This window comes from uncultured Flavobacterium sp. (assembly GCF_963975515.1).
GTDB lineage: Bacteria > Bacteroidota > Bacteroidia > Flavobacteriales > Flavobacteriaceae > Flavobacterium.
On the sequence record NZ_CAXBGY010000016.1, the window covers coordinates 12,474 to 32,323 of the forward strand.

The 19,850-nt window shown below is 29.4% G+C and carries 21 protein-coding genes, 3 tRNA genes and 1 riboswitch; of the genes, 8 read left to right on the forward strand and 16 right to left on the reverse strand.

Annotated elements, in window-relative coordinates:
- Positions 1-19 precede the first annotated feature (19 nt).
- Genes AAC008_RS13960 through rmuC form a run of 3 tightly spaced genes read right to left on the reverse strand, consistent with a single transcriptional unit; the run spans position 20 to position 2,326 of the window.
- The gene (locus AAC008_RS13960) at positions 20-568 is read right to left on the reverse strand and encodes an acyl-CoA thioesterase (RefSeq protein ID WP_339890036.1); all 549 of its coding nucleotides are present in this window, start codon (positions 566-568) and stop codon (positions 20-22) included.
- A gap of 2 nt (positions 569-570) precedes the next feature.
- A complete protein-coding gene (locus AAC008_RS13965; protein ID WP_339890037.1) occupies positions 571-945 on the reverse strand; it encodes a 6-phosphogluconate dehydrogenase in 375 nt (124 codons plus the stop codon).
- Entirely contained in the window at positions 932-2,326 is a 1,395-nt protein-coding gene (gene rmuC, locus AAC008_RS13970) for a DNA recombination protein RmuC (RefSeq protein WP_339890038.1), read from the reverse strand. The genes AAC008_RS13965 and rmuC overlap by 14 nt, the downstream gene beginning before the upstream one ends.
- Before the next feature lie 163 nt (positions 2,327-2,489).
- On the opposite strand from rmuC, the gene AAC008_RS13975 reads away from it, so the two are divergent.
- Positions 2,490-3,056 carry a pseudouridine synthase gene (locus tag AAC008_RS13975; RefSeq protein WP_339890114.1) on the forward strand — a complete coding sequence of 189 codons (567 nt, stop codon included), beginning with the start codon at positions 2,490-2,492 and terminating at the stop codon, positions 3,054-3,056.
- Between the two features lie 65 nt (positions 3,057-3,121).
- Positions 3,122-3,577 (forward strand): tRNA (cytidine(34)-2'-O)-methyltransferase, encoded by a 456-nt coding sequence (locus tag AAC008_RS13980; protein ID WP_339890039.1) that lies wholly within the window; start codon positions 3,122-3,124, stop codon positions 3,575-3,577.
- 38 nt (positions 3,578-3,615) lie between these two features.
- Here AAC008_RS13980 and AAC008_RS13985 read toward each other — a convergent pair whose 3' ends face one another.
- From AAC008_RS13985 to AAC008_RS14005, 5 genes are all read right to left on the reverse strand, one after another.
- Positions 3,616-4,386, reverse strand: a complete 771-nt coding sequence (locus tag AAC008_RS13985; RefSeq protein ID WP_339890040.1) for a dienelactone hydrolase family protein — start codon at positions 4,384-4,386, stop codon at positions 3,616-3,618.
- Between the two features lie 64 nt (positions 4,387-4,450).
- Positions 4,451-5,230 carry an ABC transporter ATP-binding protein gene (locus tag AAC008_RS13990; protein ID WP_339890041.1) on the reverse strand — a complete coding sequence of 260 codons (780 nt, stop codon included), beginning with the start codon at positions 5,228-5,230 and terminating at the stop codon, positions 4,451-4,453.
- An 86-nt stretch (positions 5,231-5,316) separates the two neighbouring features.
- Positions 5,317-6,345, reverse strand: a complete 1,029-nt coding sequence (locus AAC008_RS13995) for an iron ABC transporter permease (protein WP_339890043.1) — start codon at positions 6,343-6,345, stop codon at positions 5,317-5,319.
- A 101-nt stretch (positions 6,346-6,446) separates the two neighbouring features.
- Positions 6,447-7,583, reverse strand: a complete 1,137-nt coding sequence (locus AAC008_RS14000; RefSeq protein ID WP_339890045.1) for an ABC transporter substrate-binding protein — start codon at positions 7,581-7,583, stop codon at positions 6,447-6,449.
- Between the two features lie 217 nt (positions 7,584-7,800).
- Entirely contained in the window at positions 7,801-8,664 is an 864-nt protein-coding gene (locus AAC008_RS14005) for a T9SS type A sorting domain-containing protein (protein WP_339890047.1), read from the reverse strand.
- Between the two features lie 74 nt (positions 8,665-8,738).
- Positions 8,739-9,033, forward strand: a riboswitch (cobalamin riboswitch).
- A 29-nt stretch (positions 9,034-9,062) separates the two neighbouring features.
- Here AAC008_RS14005 and AAC008_RS14010 point away from each other — a divergent pair.
- Both AAC008_RS14010 and AAC008_RS14015 read left to right on the forward strand, forming a co-directional pair.
- Positions 9,063-10,889 (forward strand): TonB-dependent receptor, encoded by a 1,827-nt coding sequence (locus AAC008_RS14010; protein WP_339890048.1) that lies wholly within the window; start codon positions 9,063-9,065, stop codon positions 10,887-10,889.
- A gap of 4 nt (positions 10,890-10,893) precedes the next feature.
- A complete protein-coding gene (locus tag AAC008_RS14015) occupies positions 10,894-11,970 on the forward strand; it encodes a DUF5074 domain-containing protein (RefSeq protein ID WP_339890049.1) in 1,077 nt (358 codons plus the stop codon).
- A 54-nt stretch (positions 11,971-12,024) separates the two neighbouring features.
- On the opposite strand, the gene AAC008_RS14020 is transcribed toward AAC008_RS14015, so the two are convergent.
- Positions 12,025-13,467, reverse strand: a complete 1,443-nt coding sequence (locus AAC008_RS14020) for a S41 family peptidase (RefSeq protein WP_339890050.1) — start codon at positions 13,465-13,467, stop codon at positions 12,025-12,027.
- A gap of 136 nt (positions 13,468-13,603) precedes the next feature.
- On the opposite strand from AAC008_RS14020, the gene AAC008_RS14025 reads away from it, so the two are divergent.
- The 4 genes from AAC008_RS14025 to AAC008_RS14040 are packed head-to-tail and all read left to right on the forward strand — an operon-like array spanning position 13,604 to position 15,592.
- Positions 13,604-14,086, forward strand: a complete 483-nt coding sequence (locus tag AAC008_RS14025; protein ID WP_339890052.1) for a sigma-70 family RNA polymerase sigma factor — start codon at positions 13,604-13,606, stop codon at positions 14,084-14,086.
- A 3-nt stretch (positions 14,087-14,089) separates the two neighbouring features.
- On the forward strand, positions 14,090-14,530 hold the full coding sequence (locus AAC008_RS14030; protein WP_339890054.1) for a hypothetical protein: 441 nt from the start codon (positions 14,090-14,092) through the stop codon (positions 14,528-14,530).
- 5 nt (positions 14,531-14,535) lie between these two features.
- Complete coding sequence (locus tag AAC008_RS14035; protein WP_339890055.1) at positions 14,536-15,057, forward strand: DUF4252 domain-containing protein; 522 nt, start codon at positions 14,536-14,538, stop codon at positions 15,055-15,057.
- A gap of 1 nt (position 15,058) precedes the next feature.
- Complete coding sequence (locus AAC008_RS14040) at positions 15,059-15,592, forward strand: DUF4252 domain-containing protein (protein ID WP_339890056.1); 534 nt, start codon at positions 15,059-15,061, stop codon at positions 15,590-15,592.
- Positions 15,593-15,624: 32 nt separating this feature from the next.
- On the opposite strand, the gene AAC008_RS14045 is transcribed toward AAC008_RS14040, so the two are convergent.
- The 7 genes from AAC008_RS14045 to AAC008_RS14075 all read right to left on the reverse strand — a co-directional run bounded on the left by AAC008_RS14045 (position 15,625) and on the right by AAC008_RS14075 (position 19,795).
- Complete coding sequence (locus tag AAC008_RS14045) at positions 15,625-16,068, reverse strand: sterol desaturase family protein (protein WP_339890058.1); 444 nt, start codon at positions 16,066-16,068, stop codon at positions 15,625-15,627.
- A 120-nt stretch (positions 16,069-16,188) separates the two neighbouring features.
- Entirely contained in the window at positions 16,189-17,028 is an 840-nt protein-coding gene (locus AAC008_RS14050) for a phytoene/squalene synthase family protein (protein ID WP_339890059.1), read from the reverse strand.
- A 2-nt stretch (positions 17,029-17,030) separates the two neighbouring features.
- Positions 17,031-18,491, reverse strand: a complete 1,461-nt coding sequence (crtI, locus tag AAC008_RS14055; RefSeq protein WP_339890060.1) for a phytoene desaturase family protein — start codon at positions 18,489-18,491, stop codon at positions 17,031-17,033.
- 1 nt (position 18,492) lies between these two features.
- Positions 18,493-19,392 (reverse strand): MerR family transcriptional regulator, encoded by a 900-nt coding sequence (locus AAC008_RS14060; protein ID WP_339890061.1) that lies wholly within the window; start codon positions 19,390-19,392, stop codon positions 18,493-18,495.
- Positions 19,393-19,494: 102 nt separating this feature from the next.
- Positions 19,495-19,577: transfer RNA gene (locus AAC008_RS14065), tRNA-Leu, on the reverse strand.
- Between the two features lie 43 nt (positions 19,578-19,620).
- Positions 19,621-19,693 (reverse strand) — tRNA-Lys (locus tag AAC008_RS14070).
- Between the two features lie 29 nt (positions 19,694-19,722).
- A tRNA-Lys gene (locus AAC008_RS14075) sits at positions 19,723-19,795 on the reverse strand.
- Positions 19,796-19,850 lie beyond the last annotated feature (55 nt).

Consider the following 19,850-nt stretch of genomic DNA (forward strand, 5'->3'; position numbering starts at 1 on the left):
ACTTAATTTACAGTAATTGTTATTTAATCAGCAACTTAACATTATAATTTGATAGATTGTCAAGTGATTTTTCTGATGTATGATCAAATTTATCTTCTAGAATTTTATTTTTCTTTTTTTGATTTATTCGGATGACACAATCGTAAAACCGTCTAACATCTTCTAAGCTTGAAAGTATTAAAGTGGGTACTTTTGCATTATTTCCTTCTTCATCTTTTGCAACCATTGTAATATAACTTGAATTGCAATGCCTGATTATTCCAGTTTTAATATTTTCTGAAACAACTCTAATTCCGACAACCATTGAACTATTACCAACGTAGTTTACAGAAGCTTTTAACGTTAATAACTCACCGATTTCAACAGGATTTAAAAAATCCACAGTATCAACGGAAGCTGTTACACAATATAGACCCGAATATTTGGAAGCACTTGCAAATGCTATTTGATCCATCAATTGTAATAAATAACCACCATGTATTTTTCCGCTAAAATTGGAATGTGATGGTAGCATTAATTCAGTAAAAGTTATTTTAGAATTGTTAACTGTATTAGTTTTTTGTGTCATGTTTAGTTGTTAAAATGAGGAGATTTTTCTGCATAAACATTTTTTATAAAATAGCGAGTATCTCCCCACCAAAAAAATGTTCTATAGCGTTCTACGTATTCAACTTTTACATATTGACCTTGTAGTTCTTTTAATTTCTCAATAGCTTCGGGATTATTATCCATTACTGAAAAAGTAAAAATTTGAGCACCAGAAATTCCTTGACTAATTTCTCCTTCCCAAGTTTTTACAACGTATCCTTTTGTACTTATTTTGATTAATTCACCCGAACGAATACCTTCACTATAAGGTACGTAGTACACAAATGTGAAATAACCAGCAATAAACAACACAATAAACAAAGTGCTGTAGATTAATACTTTTTTAAATTTGCTCATAATTTTCTTCCTTATCAATTAAATTTTCTTCTAATTCGTTTGCTCTTTTTATTATAGTTTCAGGTAAAGCTTTCTTTGCCTTTGCACCCATTTTTTTCAATTTTTCAACACTTGTAACTAAGTTACCTTTTCCTTCAACAAGCTTATTCATTGCATTTCCATATTCAGATTTGGCTTCATCCATTTTCTTTCCAATCTTAATTAAATCAGAAACAAAACCTTCAAATTTATCATACAGTGCTCCAGCTTGACGAGCAATTTCAATAGCGTTTTCTTGCTGTTTTTGATTGGTCCACATGCTATCAATTGTACGTAATGTTGCTAATAGAGTAGTAGGTGTTACAATTACAATATTTTTTTCAAAAGCTTTATTATACAAGGTATTATCGTCATTTAACGCTAATGCAAAAGCAGGTTCAATTGGAATAAAAAGTAAGACAAAATCTGGACTTTCCATTTGATAAATGTCTTGGTAATTTTTAGCACTTAATTGCTCCACATGACGTTTAATTGAGGTCACGTGTTCTTTTAAGTAAATAGCTTTTAAATCGTCATCTTCTTCATTTACAAATCGTTCATAACCTGTTAAAGACACTTTTGAATCGACAACCATTTTCTTTCCGTCAGGTAAATTGATGATTACATCAGGAAGAACTCTCGTTCCTTCTTCATTAGTGAAGCTTTGTTGGACTTCATATTCACGGCCTTTTTCTAAACCTGATTTTTCTAAAACGCGTTCTAAAACTAATTCACCCCAATTTCCTTGTAACTTGCTATCACCTTTTAAGGCTTTCGTTAGGTTGATTGTTTCCTTACTCATTTTTTCATTCATGTCACGTAAACCCAAAATCTGTTGACGTAACGCTGCATGATAATCAATGCTTTCTTTATGAGTATCTTCTACTTTTTTCTCGAAATGAAGAATTTTTTCTTGCAAAGGAGAAAGAATATTTTTCATATTCTCTTTGTTCTGTTCTGTAAATTTATTTGATTTCTCTTCTAAAATTTTGTTGGCTAAATTTTCAAATTCTTTGGTAAATTTTTCTTGAAGTTGTTCTACTTCTTGTTTCTGTTCTTTATTTCGTTCCCAAAGATTTTCAAAATCAACCTCTTTTTTAGATAATTGAATGGCTAAAACTTCTTTTTCTGTACGAATCGTTTCTTTTTCGTTATTCACTTGAAGTAACGTTTTTTCAAACTGTGTTTTATCAGAAATAGATTGATTTTTAAGTGCTTCTATTTGATTTGTTAAACCATTTACTTTTTCTTCTAAACCCGATTTTTCAGATTGTGATTGCGCTTTTAGAAGTAATTTTCCAATAAAAAAACCAATAGCTAATGCTACTAGAAATGTGATAAGAATAAGTAACGAATCATTCATATATTAAAATTTAGGTAAAGTTACTAAAATAATAAGATTTTTGGATAATAGATGTTCAGATATTGAGAACTTTCGATTTTTTACTTCTGCATTCAAAAATCGTTAATCAACAATTATCATTTTTTTGACTTATTAATGTATTTTTGCCAAAATTCATTTTATGATGCATCATCATTTTCTTCTACACAAACCACACAGTTATCTGAGTCAATTTATCTATGAACAAAAACGAAAAAAGCGTTTATTAGGTGAATTATTCGATTTTCCTGAAGGTACAATGGCAATTGGTCGTTTGGATGAAGATTCAGAGGGTTTATTGTTTTTAACTACAGATGGAAAAGTTAGTGCAGATGTTAGAAGTAAAAAAGTGGAGAAAGAATATTATGCTCAAGTTGATGGAATTATAACGCAAGAAGCAGTTGATGAAATGACAAATGGTGTAGAAATTGGAATAAATGGTTCCAAATATTTAACCCGAAATTGTAAAGCGCATTTGATTTACGAATTACCAAATTATATTGGTGAAGGAAGACGAATTAGAGACGAAAGACACGGACCAACGAGTTGGGTTTCGTTAACTTTGACCGAAGGAAAATTTCGTCAAGTTAGAAAAATGACAGCAGCTGTTGGGTTTCCAACTTTGCGATTAGTTAGAATAAGAATAGGCAATACGACTTTAGAAGGATTAAATACAGGAGAAGTTATTGAAGTGGAAAAATTACAATATTAATTACAATTTAATAAATCAATATTTAACTCACAATTCATAAATTACAATTCATAATTAATTTAATAATGCTAAACATAGTTTTAATAGAACCCGAAATACCAAACAATACTGGAAATATTGGACGATTATGTGTTGGAACAGAAAGTCGTTTGCATTTAATTCATCCGTTTGGATTTGAAATTAATGACAAGAATTTAAAACGATCTGGTTTAGATTATTGGGTGCATTTAGATTGGAAAGAATATCAATCAGTTGCAGAATGGAAAGCTCAAATTCCTGATTTGTCAAGAGTTTTTTTAATGAGTTCTCATGCTGAAAAATCCTATTTAGAACAAGAATTTCAAGATGGTGATTGGTTGGTTTTTGGAAAAGAAAGTGTTGGTTTGAGTGAAGAAGTTCTAGCTCAGTTTTCTAATTATTTAAAAATTCCGATTTCTGAACATGTACGAAGTTACAATTTAGCTAATTCAGTTACTTTTTTAATTGGTGAAGCTAAAAGGCAGATTGCTTTAAATAAATAAACCTGAAAAAATTCAGGCTTATTTTATATTTTTTTGAATTACTTAAAAAGTTCGTCAAAGAAAATTTTCATGGCTTCCCAACTTCTTTTATCTGCTTTTTCGTTGTATGCAGCACCTTTGCTGTTGTCTGTTCCAGCATCTTTGTGTGTAAAAGCATGAACAGCATTTGCATAAATATTTAATTGCCAATCAGCTTTTGATGTTCTCATTTCGTCTTCAAAAGCACTGACTTCTTTTGCAGGAACATAAGGGTCATCAGCTCCATGTAGCACCAAAACTCTTGCCGTTATTGGTTTGGCTAAACGACTACCATCTTTTCCTAAACCACCATGAAAAGAAACTACACCTTTTACTTTTAAATCACCACGAGCAGCTTCAATAGCACCTGTTCCTCCAAAGCAATAGCCAATTACAGCAATTTCATCGACATTTGCTCCAGCTTTTACTAATTGATCAACAGCTAATTGAATTCGTTTTTGATAGGAAGAAAAATCTGTTTTATAGTAACCCGCTAATTTTCCTGCTTCACTTGTGTTTTCTGGTTTGTTACCTAGACCATAAACATCAGCCACGAAGGAATAGTATCCTAATTCGGCTAATTTTTCAGCACTTTCTTTTTCGTGATCGCTTATTCCCATCCAAGCATGTAAAATAATTATACCTGCTTTTTTAGCATTTGGTTTTGTTGGAGTTGCTAAAAATCCTTCTAATTTTTGATTTCCGTCTGAGTAAGCAACCGCTTTTAATTGTGCTTGGGTATAAATAGTTGAAAATAAAAGAACTATTGCGCTTATTTGTTTAATTGACATGACTTGATATTTTTTACTAAATTACGAATTCTTTACTTATAAAGTATTAAACAAAATGTAAGTTTTATTTAATGTTAAACTTTCCATGAAAAGCATCAAATTGGATGTTTTCATTTTTAAAAATAGTATTAAAAACACCATCTTCAATTAAGTTGCAAGGCTGGTTTTGAAAGATTTCATTTTCTGTAATGACAATCATTTCATTGCATAATTGAATGGCTAAATCTATATCGTGAGTGGAATATAAAATTGTTTTGCCTGTTTCGTGCGTTAATTTTTGAAGTAATTTTAGTAAAGTGACTTTATGGACTAAGTCTAAATGTGTAGTTGGTTCGTCTAAAATGATTAAATCTGTGTCTTGTGCTAAAGCTCTTGCAATTAAAGTTTTTTGCAATTGTCCATCACTAATTTCATAATGTTTTTTATGTTGAAACGAATCGATTTCAGTTAATGCAATTGCTTCATCAATTTTTAATTTATCATCATTTGAAAGTGTTCCTAACCAATTGGTATAAGGTTGTCTTCCTAAAGCTACAATTTCATAAACGGTTAAATTGCTAGGAGGAAGGTGTTCGGTTAAAACAATACTTAATTCTTTAGCTAGATCTTCAGGCTTGAAGGTTTCTATTAGTTTGTCATTAATAAAAACACTACCTTCCAAGGGTTTAATTATCCCTGTAATTGTTTTAAGTAAAGTTGATTTTCCTATTCCATTAGCACCAATTAATCCAATTAATTTTCCAGAAGATAAATTGATGTTTAGATTTTTTGCAATAGTTGTTGTGTTGGATTTTGAGGTATATCCAATTGTTAGGTTTGTTGTATGTAGGACTTTTTTGTTCATTTGTTTTTTTGTTACACAAAGCTTCTCAAAGTATTACACAGAGTTACTCTGAGTTTTTTTGTGTTTCTTTGCGAATCTCTGCGTAATTAGCTAAAATTTTTCTTTCTAACCAACAACCAAATAACAATTGGTGCTCCAATCATTGATGTTATTGCATTTATAGGTAAAGTTAAATCACTTCCTGGTAATTGCGCTATTATGTCACAAAATAATAAAATGATTGCACCTAATAAAATCGTACTCCAAAATAAAGTCAAATGATTGCTAGTTTGAAATAATAACTTTGCCATATGTGGAACCGCTAATCCAATGAAGGCAATTGGTCCAACAAAAGCTGTAATACTTCCTGCTAAAATACTTGTCGCTATGATGATTAAAATTCGAGTTTTTTTGAAATTTATTCCTAAACTATTGGCATAACGTTCTCCTAAAAGTAAAGCGTCTAATGGTTTGATGACTAAAAAGCTAATTCCTAATCCAGTGAAAGTTAAAATTGCTAATAAACTGACTTCATTCCAACTCAAATTGGCTAAACTTCCTAATGACCAAAAGGTGAATTTTTGTAATTGTTCTGCCGTTGAAAAATAAGTTAAAACAGAAACAATTGCACTTGTAAAACTTCCAAACATTAATCCGACAATTAAAATTGCCATAGTATCTTTAAGTTTTTTGGATACTAATAAAACAGCCATTAATACTAAGGCACTTCCTAAACCAGAAGCAACTACAATTCCGTATGAAGTTAGAAATAAATTGGAAAGAAAACTAGGTAAAATTCCAGTACCTAAAATCACAAATGCAACACCTAAACTTGCACCCGAACTTAACCCTAAAACATAAGGTCCAGCTAAAGGATTTCTAAATAAAGTTTGCATTAATAAGCCACTAATTGAAAGTGCCATTCCAACTAAAATTGCTGTAAATGCTTTTGGTAAACGAAAATTATAGAGAATGATTTCCCAGCTTTCCTTGTTCATTTTTTGGCTAAAAATTCCTTTTAAAATTTCTTCGTTTGGAATTGTAACAGAACCTAAACTAATATTCACAAAAAACAAAAGTACTAAGGCAACAAGAAGTGCTATAAATAGTATGAAATGTTTTTTTGTATTTGGCATTAGTTGAATTAAATTTTTAGCAATGCTCAAAGATAATACAAAGTATTTTAATTTAAGAAAAACCATCCCGTCCTTCGGACACCCCTCCAAAGGAGGAGAATTTACTGCAATTGCTCAAAAAAGAACAATTCATAATTAGGTAAAAGTTCTGGATGTAATATTTTAATCATGTCTTTTAAGACTAAATCTGGTCGATTTGGTGCTAATTCATAATATATAACGCCACCTGTTTTTCCTTTTTTGGTGCTGAAAGAATAAATATTTTTAGTTTCAACAGCTTTAAAGAATTTGTAATTTTTATTGTCTTTTAAAATTTCATCGATAGAAGTAAATTGTCCTGGTCCAATCCAAAAATCAGCATCTTTTGCTTGGTCTAAAACAGTTTCGAAAGATAAAGCTAAACTGCCAGTGCCTTCTGTGTCTGCCCAAAGGTAATTTCCGTTAGCTTCTTTTAAGAATAGAGCAGCCCAACTATCTCCTTGTGGTAAAAACCATTGGTCTTCATAAATTGATCCAGCAAAAATTGTGGGTTTTGTTTCGGCTTTTTGTGCTAATTTTAAAGCTTTATTGTAGCTTTCTTCAATAGCTTCAAATTCGGCAGAGGCTTTTTCTTTCTTATCATATAAAGCACCAAAGAACTTAATCCATTCTGCTTTTCCTAGAGGTGTTTTTTCTGTCCAATCTGAATTGAAAATTACTTTTTGTCCGCTTTTTTCTAGGTTTTTATAGGTTTTTATATCACCATCAACACTGTAGCCTACAATTATATCTGGATTTAAATCTAGAATTACTTCTGTATTTAAACCTTGATTTTTACCTATTTCTCTAACCTTTCCTTGATCAATACGTTCTCTTGTGGTTTCAGAAGAAATGTATTTTAAAGTAGGAAAAGCAACCAATGTATTTTCGACACCTAACATTTCAAGAGAAGGTATATGTGTAGTTGAGGTAACAATTATTTTTTGAACAGGAACTTGAATTGCTATAAATTGTTGTAAACTATCAGGAATGGTTACGTTTTCTTTGTGCAAAACATAAGTAAAAGTTTCATCAGATTCTGGATATGTGTTTTTTACTTTTAGAATTGAAAAGTCATCATATTCAACTATAGAAAAACCTTCTGCATGAACAATCTGGTTTTCGTTAACAGTAGCTTTTGCTATGTTTTCTGTTTTTTTGCATTGGGTTAAACCCAAGAAAAGAAGCGTAAAAAAAAGGGCTTTTGGTAAGTGCTGCATAAAAAAATATACTTTACACAAAAGTAGAATTTTGTTTTGAAATAAATGCAGATTTGTAACAAATGATGCAAAATATTTTTTCAAAGAAGTTTAACTTTACAATAAAAAAATGAGAGATAATTCAAATACCTTTATTTATATTGTTGCTGCAATAGTTTTACTTCATTTCATTGTAGGATTTGCTTGGTTGATTTATAAAATGACTAAAAAGAAGTGATTAATTTTTAATTATTTTTTTTGTAACAATATTATTATCTTCTGATTGAAGTTGTAATAAATAAGTGCCCAAATTTAATTTTGCTAATTCAGTATTTAATTCATCTTTTGACTCGGTTTCAATTATTTTTTTTCCAATCAAATCAATAACAGTATAGTTTTTTATTGCAAAATCTGTATCAATTGTAATTATACTTTGAAAAGGGTTTGGATAAACTATTGTCTCTTTTTTATTAAAATTTTTAGAATTTAAAAGATAACTCGGATTAATATATTCAGTTAAATTTATTACAGTATTGTATGCGTTTAAATCATTTCTTAATAATGTTGCATCACAATTACAAACTACAATATATGTTTTTAATAAGTCAGGATTAGTTGTTGTTGTAGATGCTTGTGTGTAATAGTATACATTGTGATTTACAAATATTTGATTTAAACCAGCATCATTTGTAGTTATTATATTATTAGAGTTTAATCCAGTTGGAACTCCAATTGTTCCATCAGTTAATCTTGAATAAATAGCATCACTAAAATAATTATAATCTGCATATGAAGCACTTTCTATTACTGAGTTATATGCTATTAAATCATTTAGAAAGTTTGTCCCATTACAATTACTACATTCTGTATACATAATTCTATTAGTCAAACCTGGTAAAGGATAACCACCCCTCAAATTGTAAGTATACGCATTATGATTTTGAAGGATTAAGTTTAATCCTGTATCATTAGATAATGTATAGGGAGGAGTTGTATTAGGATACATACCTCCAACACTTGCGTTAACTAATCTAATTTCAATTCCAGTTTGAGAAAAACATAAATTAAAAGCTAATAAAATTAAAAGTAAAGTTTTTTTCATAACGTAAACATTTAACAGTTAATCAAATATACAAAAAACATTTATTGTATTACTTTTTAACCCAAAATAAAGTATCTTCGCATCAGAATTAAGGTTGCTTGTTCAATTTTGAACAGCATTAAAAGGGAATCGAGTGAAGATTGCTGAATGATGATTAACGATTGCTGATTTAAGAATATAAAGCTTCTGAAATCAAAAATCTGAAATCAAAAATCTACAATCTAATTCTTGAGCTGTTCCCGCAACTGTAAGCTATTAAGCTTGTTATTATCTACATTACCACTGAGTTATCTGAACTTGTTTCAGATTCTTGGGAAGGTGAATAACAAGACGCAAGCCAGGAGACCTGCCTAATTTATTAACTAAATATGACTTTCGGGAAGAAAAGTTTATAAGATATGTTTAAAAAATTAGCTTTGTTTTTTGCGTTAACTGCTTGTTCTCTTATTTGGGCACAACAAGATTCTATTTTTCATTTACGAGAAGTAGTGCTAACCGATTCGCAATTAAAAAACTTTTCAGACACTCAAAATACAAGCCAACTTAATGATAGTGTGATTCAAAAAAATCAAGCTTCATTGACTGCTTTGTTGCGTTATAATTCAGTGATTTATTTCAAGGAAAATGGTAATGGAATGGTTTCTTCACCTTCTTTTAGAGGAACTACTGCTCAACAAACCGCTGTTATTTGGAATGGAATAAATATCAACTCTCAATTAAATGGTCAAACTGATTTTAATACTTTAAGTACACGAGATTTTAATTCCATAACGGTAAGAGCTGGTGGTGGAAGTGTAATTTATGGAAGTGGTGCTGTTGGAGGAACGATTCATTTAAATAATGATGTTTCTTTTAAAGATCAATTTATAAATAAACTGCAATTAAATTATGGAAGTTTTTCAACTTTTGGAGCCAATTATACTTTAGATGTTGCAACCGATAAGATTTCTGTAAATGCAAGTATATCGCACAATCAATCTGAAAATGATTATGAATACATTGGTTTTGATAAGAAAAATGAAAACGGTCAATATGAAAATACAAGTTTCAATTCACATATAGGTTATAGAATAAATAGGAATAATGAAATTAAGTTTTTTAGTTATTTGTTTGATGGTAGTCGAAATTTTTCAGGCACAATTGCTTCCCCTTCAAAAAGTAACTATTTAGATTTCAATACTAGAAATTTATTGGAATGGACTAATTATTCAGGTTTGTTCACATCAAAAACTAAAGTCGCTTATTTAACTGAAGAATATAAATATTTTGAAAATAAAGCTTTAGAGAATTTCTCAACTGGAAATGCCAATACATTTATTGCTAAATATGATTTGTTATACAATTGGACTTCAAAAATTAAAGTCAATTCAATTATAGATTACACTCAAAATTCAGGAAGTGGCTCTAGTTTGTCAAATAACAAAAGAGAAATAGGTTCTTTTAGTTTGTTGTTCAAGCATCAAATAAATGATAAATTATCTTATGAAGCGAGTCTTAGAAAAGAGATCACTTCTAATTATAAAAGTCCGTTGTTGTATTCTTTAGGAGGAAATATTCAACTGTCAAATTGGTATGCGATAAAATTTTCAGGGTCAAAAAACTTCAGAATTCCGACATTCAATGATTTGTATTGGCAAGGAAGTGGAAACTTAAATTTGAAACCAGAAAGTGCTTTGCAAGCTGAAATGGGTCAAGTTTTTACTTATAAAAAAGCTTCTTTAACTACAACTGCTTTTTATTCTAAAATCACGGATATGTTGCGTTGGTTGCCAAATGCTTCTGGTTTGTGGCAGCCTATTAATACTGATAATGTTTCTATTTATGGATTAGAAGCTTTGTTTCATTGGAATAAGAATTTCACTAATTCAAGCCTTCAAATAAATGGTACTTATGCTTATACGGTTTCAGAAAATGACGATACCAACAAACAATTGATTTATGTTCCTTTTCATAAAGCAACTTCAAGTATAGCTTTTCAATATAAGCGAACCACTTTCACTTATCAAAATTTGTTTAATGGTGTTGTTTTTACTTCTAGTGATAATTCTTATGAACTGAAAGAGTATTTAGTTTCTAATGTTTCTTTAGATTATAAAATAGGTGCTAAAAAACCTTTAAATCTTGGATTTCAGATTCTGAATTTGGAAAACAAACCTTATCAAAATGTTTTATCGAGACCAATGCCTGGTCGTAATTATATGATGAATTTAACCTTTAATTTTTAATACAATGATTTTTAAAAGAGTAATTATGATTGCAGCAATTGCTGTGTTTTTTGCTTCATGTTCTGATGATGACAATAATGGAACTACTGATAATTTGCCATTAGGAGCTTATGATAATGGTGTGCTAATCTTAAATCAAGGAAACTTTGGACAAGACAACAGTTCTATTTCTTATTTGTCAAATGACTTTGCTACTTTTCAAAACAATGCTTTTTTAGCGGTTAATCCAACAAAAGTACTTGGTAATACGGGTCAAGATGTTGGTTTTTATAATGATTTAGCTTTTGTAGTTTTAAATGCTTCAAATAAAATTGAAATTATAAATCGTTATACATTAGAATATGTGGCTACAATTGATTCAGGTTTAGATAACCCAAGGTTCATTGCTTTTGCTAATGGAAAAGGATATGTTACTAATTGGGGTGATGGTGGTGTAACAACTGATGATTATGTGGCTACATTAAATTTGACAAATTATACAGTTTCAGGATCAATTCCTGTTGTAGAAGGACCAGAACGAATTGTAGAAAATAACGGAAAGTTATATGTTGCTCACCAAGGAGGTTATGGTTATGGAAATACAGTTTCTGTAATTAATTCTACTTCAAACACTGTTACAAATACTATTAATGTTGGTGATGTACCTAATTCATTACAAATTGAAAATGGAAGTTTATACGTTATTTGTGGAGGAAAAGCTTCATGGACAAATGATGAGACTTTAGGGAAATTAATAAAAATAAATTTAGATACAGAAACGGTTTCCACTTCGATAGATTTTGCTGTTGGAAATCATCCTTCCAATTTATATATTGCTGATAATTCTATTTTTTATACGCAAGATTCTGATGTTTTTAAAATGAGTTTAACGGCTTCAAGTTTACCAACAACATCTTTATTCTCAACAGTTGGACAAGGAGTTTATGGTATTTATAGTTTTGCTGTTGAAAACAATAAAATATATGTAGGTGATGCCGCTGATTATAATTCAAACGGAAAAGTTTATATCTATTCTAATACAGGAGCATTAGAAAACGATTTTACTGTAGGAGTTATTCCTGCTGGATTTTACTTTAATTAATTTAGAATTTTATATATAAAAAAAGGCTTCCAATTGGAAGCCTTTTTTTATTCTCTATTTTAAGCTTGGAGGATTTTCGATATACATTCCTTTTTCAATTCTATCTAAGTTTTTAGAATCTGTAACATGTTCAAATACTTTTGTGTTGGAATTTAAGTTAATTCTTCCGTTTGTATTTATATGATTTAAGGCTAAATTTAATAAAGGTTCAGTGTTTTCTCCTAAAATGCCTAGATTTCCATAATTTTCTGTAAAAGTAACATTTGGTAAAATTCCACTTGAATACTCACCAATACCATTTTTATTTAGAATTTTTAAGACAATTGGTTGCATGGCATATTTGTGATTTGGGTTCAAATTTTCTTTTCTAAAAGTAGGTGAGTCATATATGGTTATTGAACCAACGTTTTTTCCTGTTGTAACATCACCAATTTGAGTGACATCAATATATGGTTTTAAACTATTTATAATTAATTCACTAGCAGAAGCTGTTGATTTAGTTGTTAAAACATAAATTTTGGTTAGATTCAAACTATTAATTCCACTTCCATTACTTAAAGTATTAGTGAATTTATTGAGTAATGCATCTGGATTTACAGAATTAAAATAACTCATTCTTTTTTCGTTCCATTCTTGTTTTGCAAAAATTTGTCCGTTAAATTGTCCAGTAATCATACTAGCCAGATTTGTAGCAACATTTACAGATCCACCTGAATTATATCGTAAATCCAATACCAAATGTGTTATTCCTTCTCCTTGAAAATAAGCAAAAGCATTATTCAATTCACCTTCATAGCTAGAATAAAAACCATTATACATTAAATAACCTACTTTTTTACTTCCTACTTGATGTACGTTTTTAATTAAAACAGGATTTTCAGAATAAGGAGTTTTAGTTAAAGTGATTGTATTTCCGTTTGGAGTAATGTTTCCATTGTCATAATCGGCCATGTCTAATGTAAAAGTATCATCAGATAATCCAGAAGGATTTAAAAAGCCATCACTATCAACAGTTAACGGCACACCATTTACTGCATAAAAAATATCTCCTCGTTGAATGCTTTTTGTAGAGGCATCAGAATTTGGAAGAATATAACGCACAAAACCAAATACTTCAGTTGAACCAGGTGTTTTTCTTTTAAATCCAAAATCAGCACCACTATTTTTAGAAGTACCTTGTAATGCGGATTCTAAAACATTGTAATCACTGAAAATTACACTATATTTATCAATATTTCCTGGCTCATATCTTAAATGCCTAAATAAAGATTCAGGAGTATAGTTGGTTAAGAAATTTTGAAAATCAGCATCAGTTGCAAATCTATTATCAACTAAATCAGGAGATTTTTTTTGCCAATAATAATATTGGTTTAAACCTGTCCAAATGAATTCATTAGTATTTCTGTAATGCAACACATCGTCATAATCATCACTACAGCTTTGAAAAATAAACAAAAAACATATTGTTAATAATATTGACTTTAAGACTTTTTTCATAAAAGGATTTTAATTTTTTAGCAATTTATTATTATAACTACAAAGTTCCTATTTTGGTATGTAAATTTATATTATTTTAAATTATTGTAACAATTTTAATTTACATTCGTCTTAACTTTATAAACAAACGAATAACATGAAACAACATGAGTTTATAACTCTAATTAAACCTTTTAAGGATAAGCTGTATCGTTTAGCCAAAAGGATGTTGATAAGTAATGAGGAAGCAGAAGATGCAACTCAAGAAGTTTTGTTAAAATTATGGAAAGCTGAAACTAGTGCATTTAAAAATGTTGAAGCTATGGCAATGACCATGACAAAAAATTATTGTTTAGATCAACTGAAAGCAAAGAGAAGTAATAACTTATCAATTACACATAATAATTATAGCGATAATTTATCTTTAGAAAATCAGATAATTAGTAAAGATAATTTATATAATGTTGAAAAAATAATAAACTCATTACCTGAACAACAACGCATAATTGTTCAGTTGAGAGAGATTGAAGAATATGAATTTGCTGAGATTGCTAAAGTTTTAGACATGAATGAAACAGCAATTAGAGTTGCATTGTCAAGAGCAAGAAAAACAATTAGAGAAAAATTTAGCCAATTATAGATTATGGAATTGCAAAAAACGGAAGAATTAATAGAAAAGTATTTAGAAGGTAATACTTCTTTAGCAGAGGAACGAGTTTTAAAAAACTTTTTTTCTAGTGGTAATGTGCCTTTGCATTTGGCGAAATATCAGTCTCTTTTTGGATATTATAAAGTTGCTAAAAATGAAACAGCTAAAGAATTTATACTTCCAAAAAAGGAAAATAATTATATTAAATGGTTTGGTGTTGCAGCAAGTCTTGTATTTGTATCCCTAATTGTATTTATGTTTTTACAAAATAACACACCAAAACAAGAAAATTTAGATACGTTTGAAAGTCCGGAAGAAGCTTTTGTAGAAACACACAAAGCCTTGCAATTGGTCGCCAACAATATAAATTCTGGTCTGGAAAACGCATCTTATATTGAAGAATATGAAAAAACTAAAAAAATAATTTTTAAATAAAAATCATGAAAAAAGCAATCGTTTTATTATTAGTCGTTTTACCAGCATTTTTGTTTGCCCAATCTTCTTTTGATAAGTTTGAAGGTAAAGAAGGTGTTAGTTCAGTAAACGTGAGCAAAAAAATGTTCGAAATGATGAGTAAAGTTAAGGTTGATGCAAAAGATAAAGAAATGCAACAATACCTTAATTTGCTTAAAAAATTGGACAATTTAAAAGTATTAACAACAAGTAGCGCAAAGATTGCCAATGAAATGGAATCTTCTGTAACGTCTTACTTAAAGTCAAATCCTTTAGAAGAATTGATGCGTGCAAACAGTGATGGTAAAAATGTAAAAATTTACGTCAAATCAGTTGGAAATAGTACAATTGTCAAAGAGTTATTGATGTTTATGGAAAGCAGTTCAAAAGACACACCTTCTGTATTGCTATCATTAACAGGTGAATTTGATTTGGATGAAATATCATCTTTAACAGAACGATTAAACTTACCAGGTAAAGACGAATTAAAAAAAGCTTCAAAAAAATAAGATGAGAAATTTAATTATAATTTTATTTTCAATAGTCACTTTAGTAAGTTGTAATACCAAACCAAGTTTGCAAAAATACTTTGTAGACAATACAGAATCCAAAGATTTTGTAGCTATAGATTTAGGTTCAGATATTATAAATACTGAAAAAATGTCATTGACAGCTTCTGATAAAGAAGCTTTAAAATCATTTGAAAAAATGAATGTACTGGCTTTTAAAAAAGAAGAAAGTAATAAAAGCAATTATGATGTTGAGGTTCAAAAAGTCAAAACAATTCTAAAAGATACAACTTCATACAACGAATTAATGAAATTTGGCTCTGGAAATGATGGTGCTTCAATCTATTTTGTGGGTGATGATGATCATATTAATGAGTTTGTACTTTTTGCAAATAAGAAAGAAAATGGATTTGCAGTGGTTAGAATTTTAGGAAAAGATATGAATCCAATGCATATTATGAAAATTATTGGTTTGATTCAAAAATCAAATATAAATTTGGATCAACTCAAACCTTTACAAGATATTATGAAATAAAAAAAAGCTCCTTAATTGGAGCTTTTTTTTAATTATTTTTTAAAATACTTCCAAGGAACAACAAGCATTCCAAAACATTCACCTTCTTCTTTTCCAATATGTTTGTGATGCATTTTGTGAGCCCTTCTTAAAGCTTTTGCATATCTATTGTTCGCGTTTCTAAATATCTTAAACCTTTGATGTATGAAAATATCATGAACAAAGAAATAAGCTACTCCATAAGCTAAAATCCCTAATCCTATAGCTAATCCAAAATTAAAAGAGCCAATGCTCCAAGTATAAAAACAAGTTATGCTTACAATTGCATAAAATATAAAGAAAGCATCATTTCGTTCAAACCAAGAATCGTGGTCTTTTTTGTGATGATCTGCGTGTAAATTCCACAAAAATCCGTGCATAACGTATTTATGAGTAAACCAAGCCATAAATTCCATTAGGCAAAATGTAAGTATAAATATAAATATCTGAAGAAACATAATTTTTGTTTTTAATTGTAGACTCTTTTTTCTGTCACTCTGAACCTGATTCAGAGTCTTTTTTGACTATTGATAATTAATTTTTTAAGATTCTGAATATAGTTCAGAATGACAAACATTTTAAATAATATTTAATCTGTATTTAACGTAGCATCTAGCTAAAAGCTGCATTTTTTGATAATCTGAAACTCTAATTCGTGTATTTTTAATTTCCAAAGAAGGAGTTTTTTGTAACTTTTTCAACAGTTTTTTATAATAACGATAAGCTGTGTAAACTCCAAATTTTGCTTCCAAAGGTAAGTTTTTTATGCCTTCGTATGCAGCTTCAAAATCACTTTCAATATCAGCAATAATTTCTTGTTTCGATTTTTCGTCTAAGTGATTCAAATCTGTATTTGGAAAATAAGTTCGATTTAAGTCTTCAAAATCAGCTTTTAAATCTCTTAAGAAATTCACCTTTTGAAACGCTGAACCTAATCGCATTGCAGAATCTTTTAATTCATTGTATTTCTCATCGTTTCCTTTTACAAACACTTTCAAACACATTAAACCAACTACATCTGCAGAACCATAAATGTATTCTTGATATTCTTCAGTAGTTGAATATTCATTTTTACTTAAATCTAACTTCATACTTTTCATAAAAGCATGAATCATTTCTTGTGGAATATTGTGCTTATTTACTGTATGTTGAAAAGAGTTTAAAATTGGGTTTAAACTTATTTTGTGTTCTAGTGCATCGGCTAAATCTTGATCAAATTTAGCAAATAGAAATTCTTTATCATAATCATGAAATGAGTCTACAATTTCATCTGCAAAACGTACAAAACCATAAATGTTATAAATATCTTGTCTAATGCAAGGTGCAAGCATTTTTACGGCACTCGAAAAAGAAGTGCTGTATGCTTTAGTGACTTTTACACTACATTCATTTGAAACTTTGTCAAATAGTGCTTTCATAATTATTGATATTTTTCTATTAAATCTGATACTAATTTTCCAGAAATTAATGCTGGAGGAACTCCTGGGCCAGGAACTGTTAATTGTCCAGTGAAATATAAATTCTTAACTTTTTTACTTTTTAATTTTGGTCTTAAAAATGCTGTTTGTAATAATGTATTTGCCATTCCATAAGCATTTCCTTTGTATGAATTGTACTCTTTTATAAAGTCATTTACACAAAAACTTTCTTTAAAGATTATGTTTTCTTTTACTTTTTGATTTGTTAGTTTTTCAAAACGAGTCATTATTTTTTCAAAATATTGATCTCTTAATTTATCATTATCTTCTAAGCCTGGTGCTAATGGAATTAAAAATATTCCAGCTTCCTTTCCTTCTGGAGCAGAATTCTCATCTGTTTTTGATGGAAAACTAGCATAAAATAAAGGTTCTTCAGGCCATTTTGGCTTATCATAAATATCAGAAGCATGCACATCAAAATCAACATCAAAGAATAATGAATGATGTTCTACATTTTCTATTTTCTTATCAAAACCTACATAGAATAGGAGAGAAGAAGGTGCAAATGTTTTTTTATCCCAATAGTTCTCTGAATACTGTCTGTCTTTTTGTTCTAATAAAGTTTCAGAATGATGATAATCTGCGCCACTTAAAACAATATCACTATTAATTACTTTTCCGTTTACTTGAATTCCTGTTGCACTTCCGTTTACAACAAATATTTTTTCAACGTTTGAATTGGTTTTAATCTTAACACCTAATTCTTTGGCTAAAGCTTCCATGGCTAGAATTACTGAATACATCCCGTTTTTTGGATGCCACGTTCCTAATCCAAAATCAGCAAAATTCATAAAACTATAGAACGAAGGTGTATCGCTTGGTTTTGCACCTAAAAATAAAACTGGAAATTCTAAAATCTGAATTAACTTGGTGTTTTTGAACCTTTTTCTAACGTCTTTTGATATGTTACTAAAGAATTGATTTACTTTTTTTGATGTTTCTAATGTAATCAATTCCATTGGAGATTCTCCGGGACGATATACGAGATCTTTTATCGCAATATTGTAATTGCTTTGCGCTTCATCCATAAAGTCTCTTAAAACTTCTCCACTACCTTTTTCTATAGATTCAAATGTAATTATTATTTCTTCAAGATTATCAGCTATAGTAACAAATTCTAATTTACCAAAATATACCTGATAAGCTGGACTCAATTTAATTAATTCGTAATAATCTGATGGTTTTTTATTGAAATCACTAAAAAAACGTTCAAATACATCTGGCATCCAATACCAAGTTGGACCAATGTCAAAGGTGAATCCTTCTTTTTTTAATTGTCTAGCCCTTCCTCCAATAGTGCTATTTTTTTCATAAATAGTCACATCATTACCTTTTTGAGCTAAATAGCAAGAAGCAGCTAAAGCCGAAAAACCAGAACCAATAATTGAAATTTTATTTTTCATTTTATAAACTTGTAACACATTCAGATATTGAGTTGTAAACTTTAGTTTTGTCAGATAGTTTAGACTTGTTTATTTCAGAAGTTAACCTTCCTAATAATATTAATTCATGATGGGTGTCTTTTAATAAACTTTCTTCTATTTTTTCTATGTATTCATCTAAATTATCAGCAGTTGGTTCAACAGTTAGGTAACTTACGAAGGTTATTTTTTCAAAATAATTTTTTAAATCAATTAAGCTTTCAACAGGAACACTTTCTCCTAAATAAATAGTTTGATAGCCATTATCTAAAAACTCATAATTTAAATACATCAAACCTAATTCATGAATTTCGTTTAAAGGTAGATATAAAACATACACTCTATCTGTTTTTATTGCAGGTTTGCTTTGAATTTGTTCTGTTATGCTTAAAAGTTTTTGCTTTATTAAATAAGAAATGAAATGTTCATGTGCAGGTGAAATAGTATCAGTTTGCCATAAATAACCTAATTCTTCCATTAGAGGAATAAAAACTTCATTAAAGACCTCTTTGAAAGTTTTATCTTTAAGTAACTCTTCATAGGTGTTGAAAAATAAAGTGTGATCAAAATTCATCATTGCCATTTTGAATGATTTAATAGCATGTGTTTTGGCACTTTTTGAAGATATGATTTCTTTAACTTTTAAAGGAATTTCTTCCGGACTTAGTTGAGCAATTTTAGATATTTTATAACCATAGTTATGAAGTAGTACAATGTTTAAAAGCTTTTGAAGGTTTTTAATATCATAACATCTTATGTTTGTATCAGTTCTCATTGGTTCAAGGATATTATATCGTTTTTCCCAGATTCTGATAGTGTGAGCTTTTATGCCTGAAAGGTTTTCAAAGTCCTTAATGCTAAATATATTTTTTACACTGTTCATTGTTTTTCTATTTTCGTTAAACAAAAGTAATAAAAAATATTAGTTTGTGCAATAAAAATAAAAAAAAGATAAACAAAATGTATTGTTTATCTTTTTTTAATGTGACCATGGAGGGATTTGAACCCTCACGCCCTTGCGAGCACCACCCCCTCAAGATGGCGAGTCTACCGTTTCTCCACATGGCCTAAAACAAAAAAAAGCTAAGCGTGATGCTTAACTTTTTTAAAGTGACCTGGCTGGGGCTCGAACCCAGGACCCCATCATTAAAAGTGATGTGCTCTACCAACTGAGCTACCAAGTCGATGCATTCATTCGATAATTGTAAAATTGTGACCTGGCTGGGGCTCGAACCCAGGACCCCATCATTAAAAGTGATGTGCTCTACCAACTGAGCTACCAAGTCATTCAATATTATTCCCTGAATGCGGGTGCAAATATAAAACCTATTATTTAAAAAC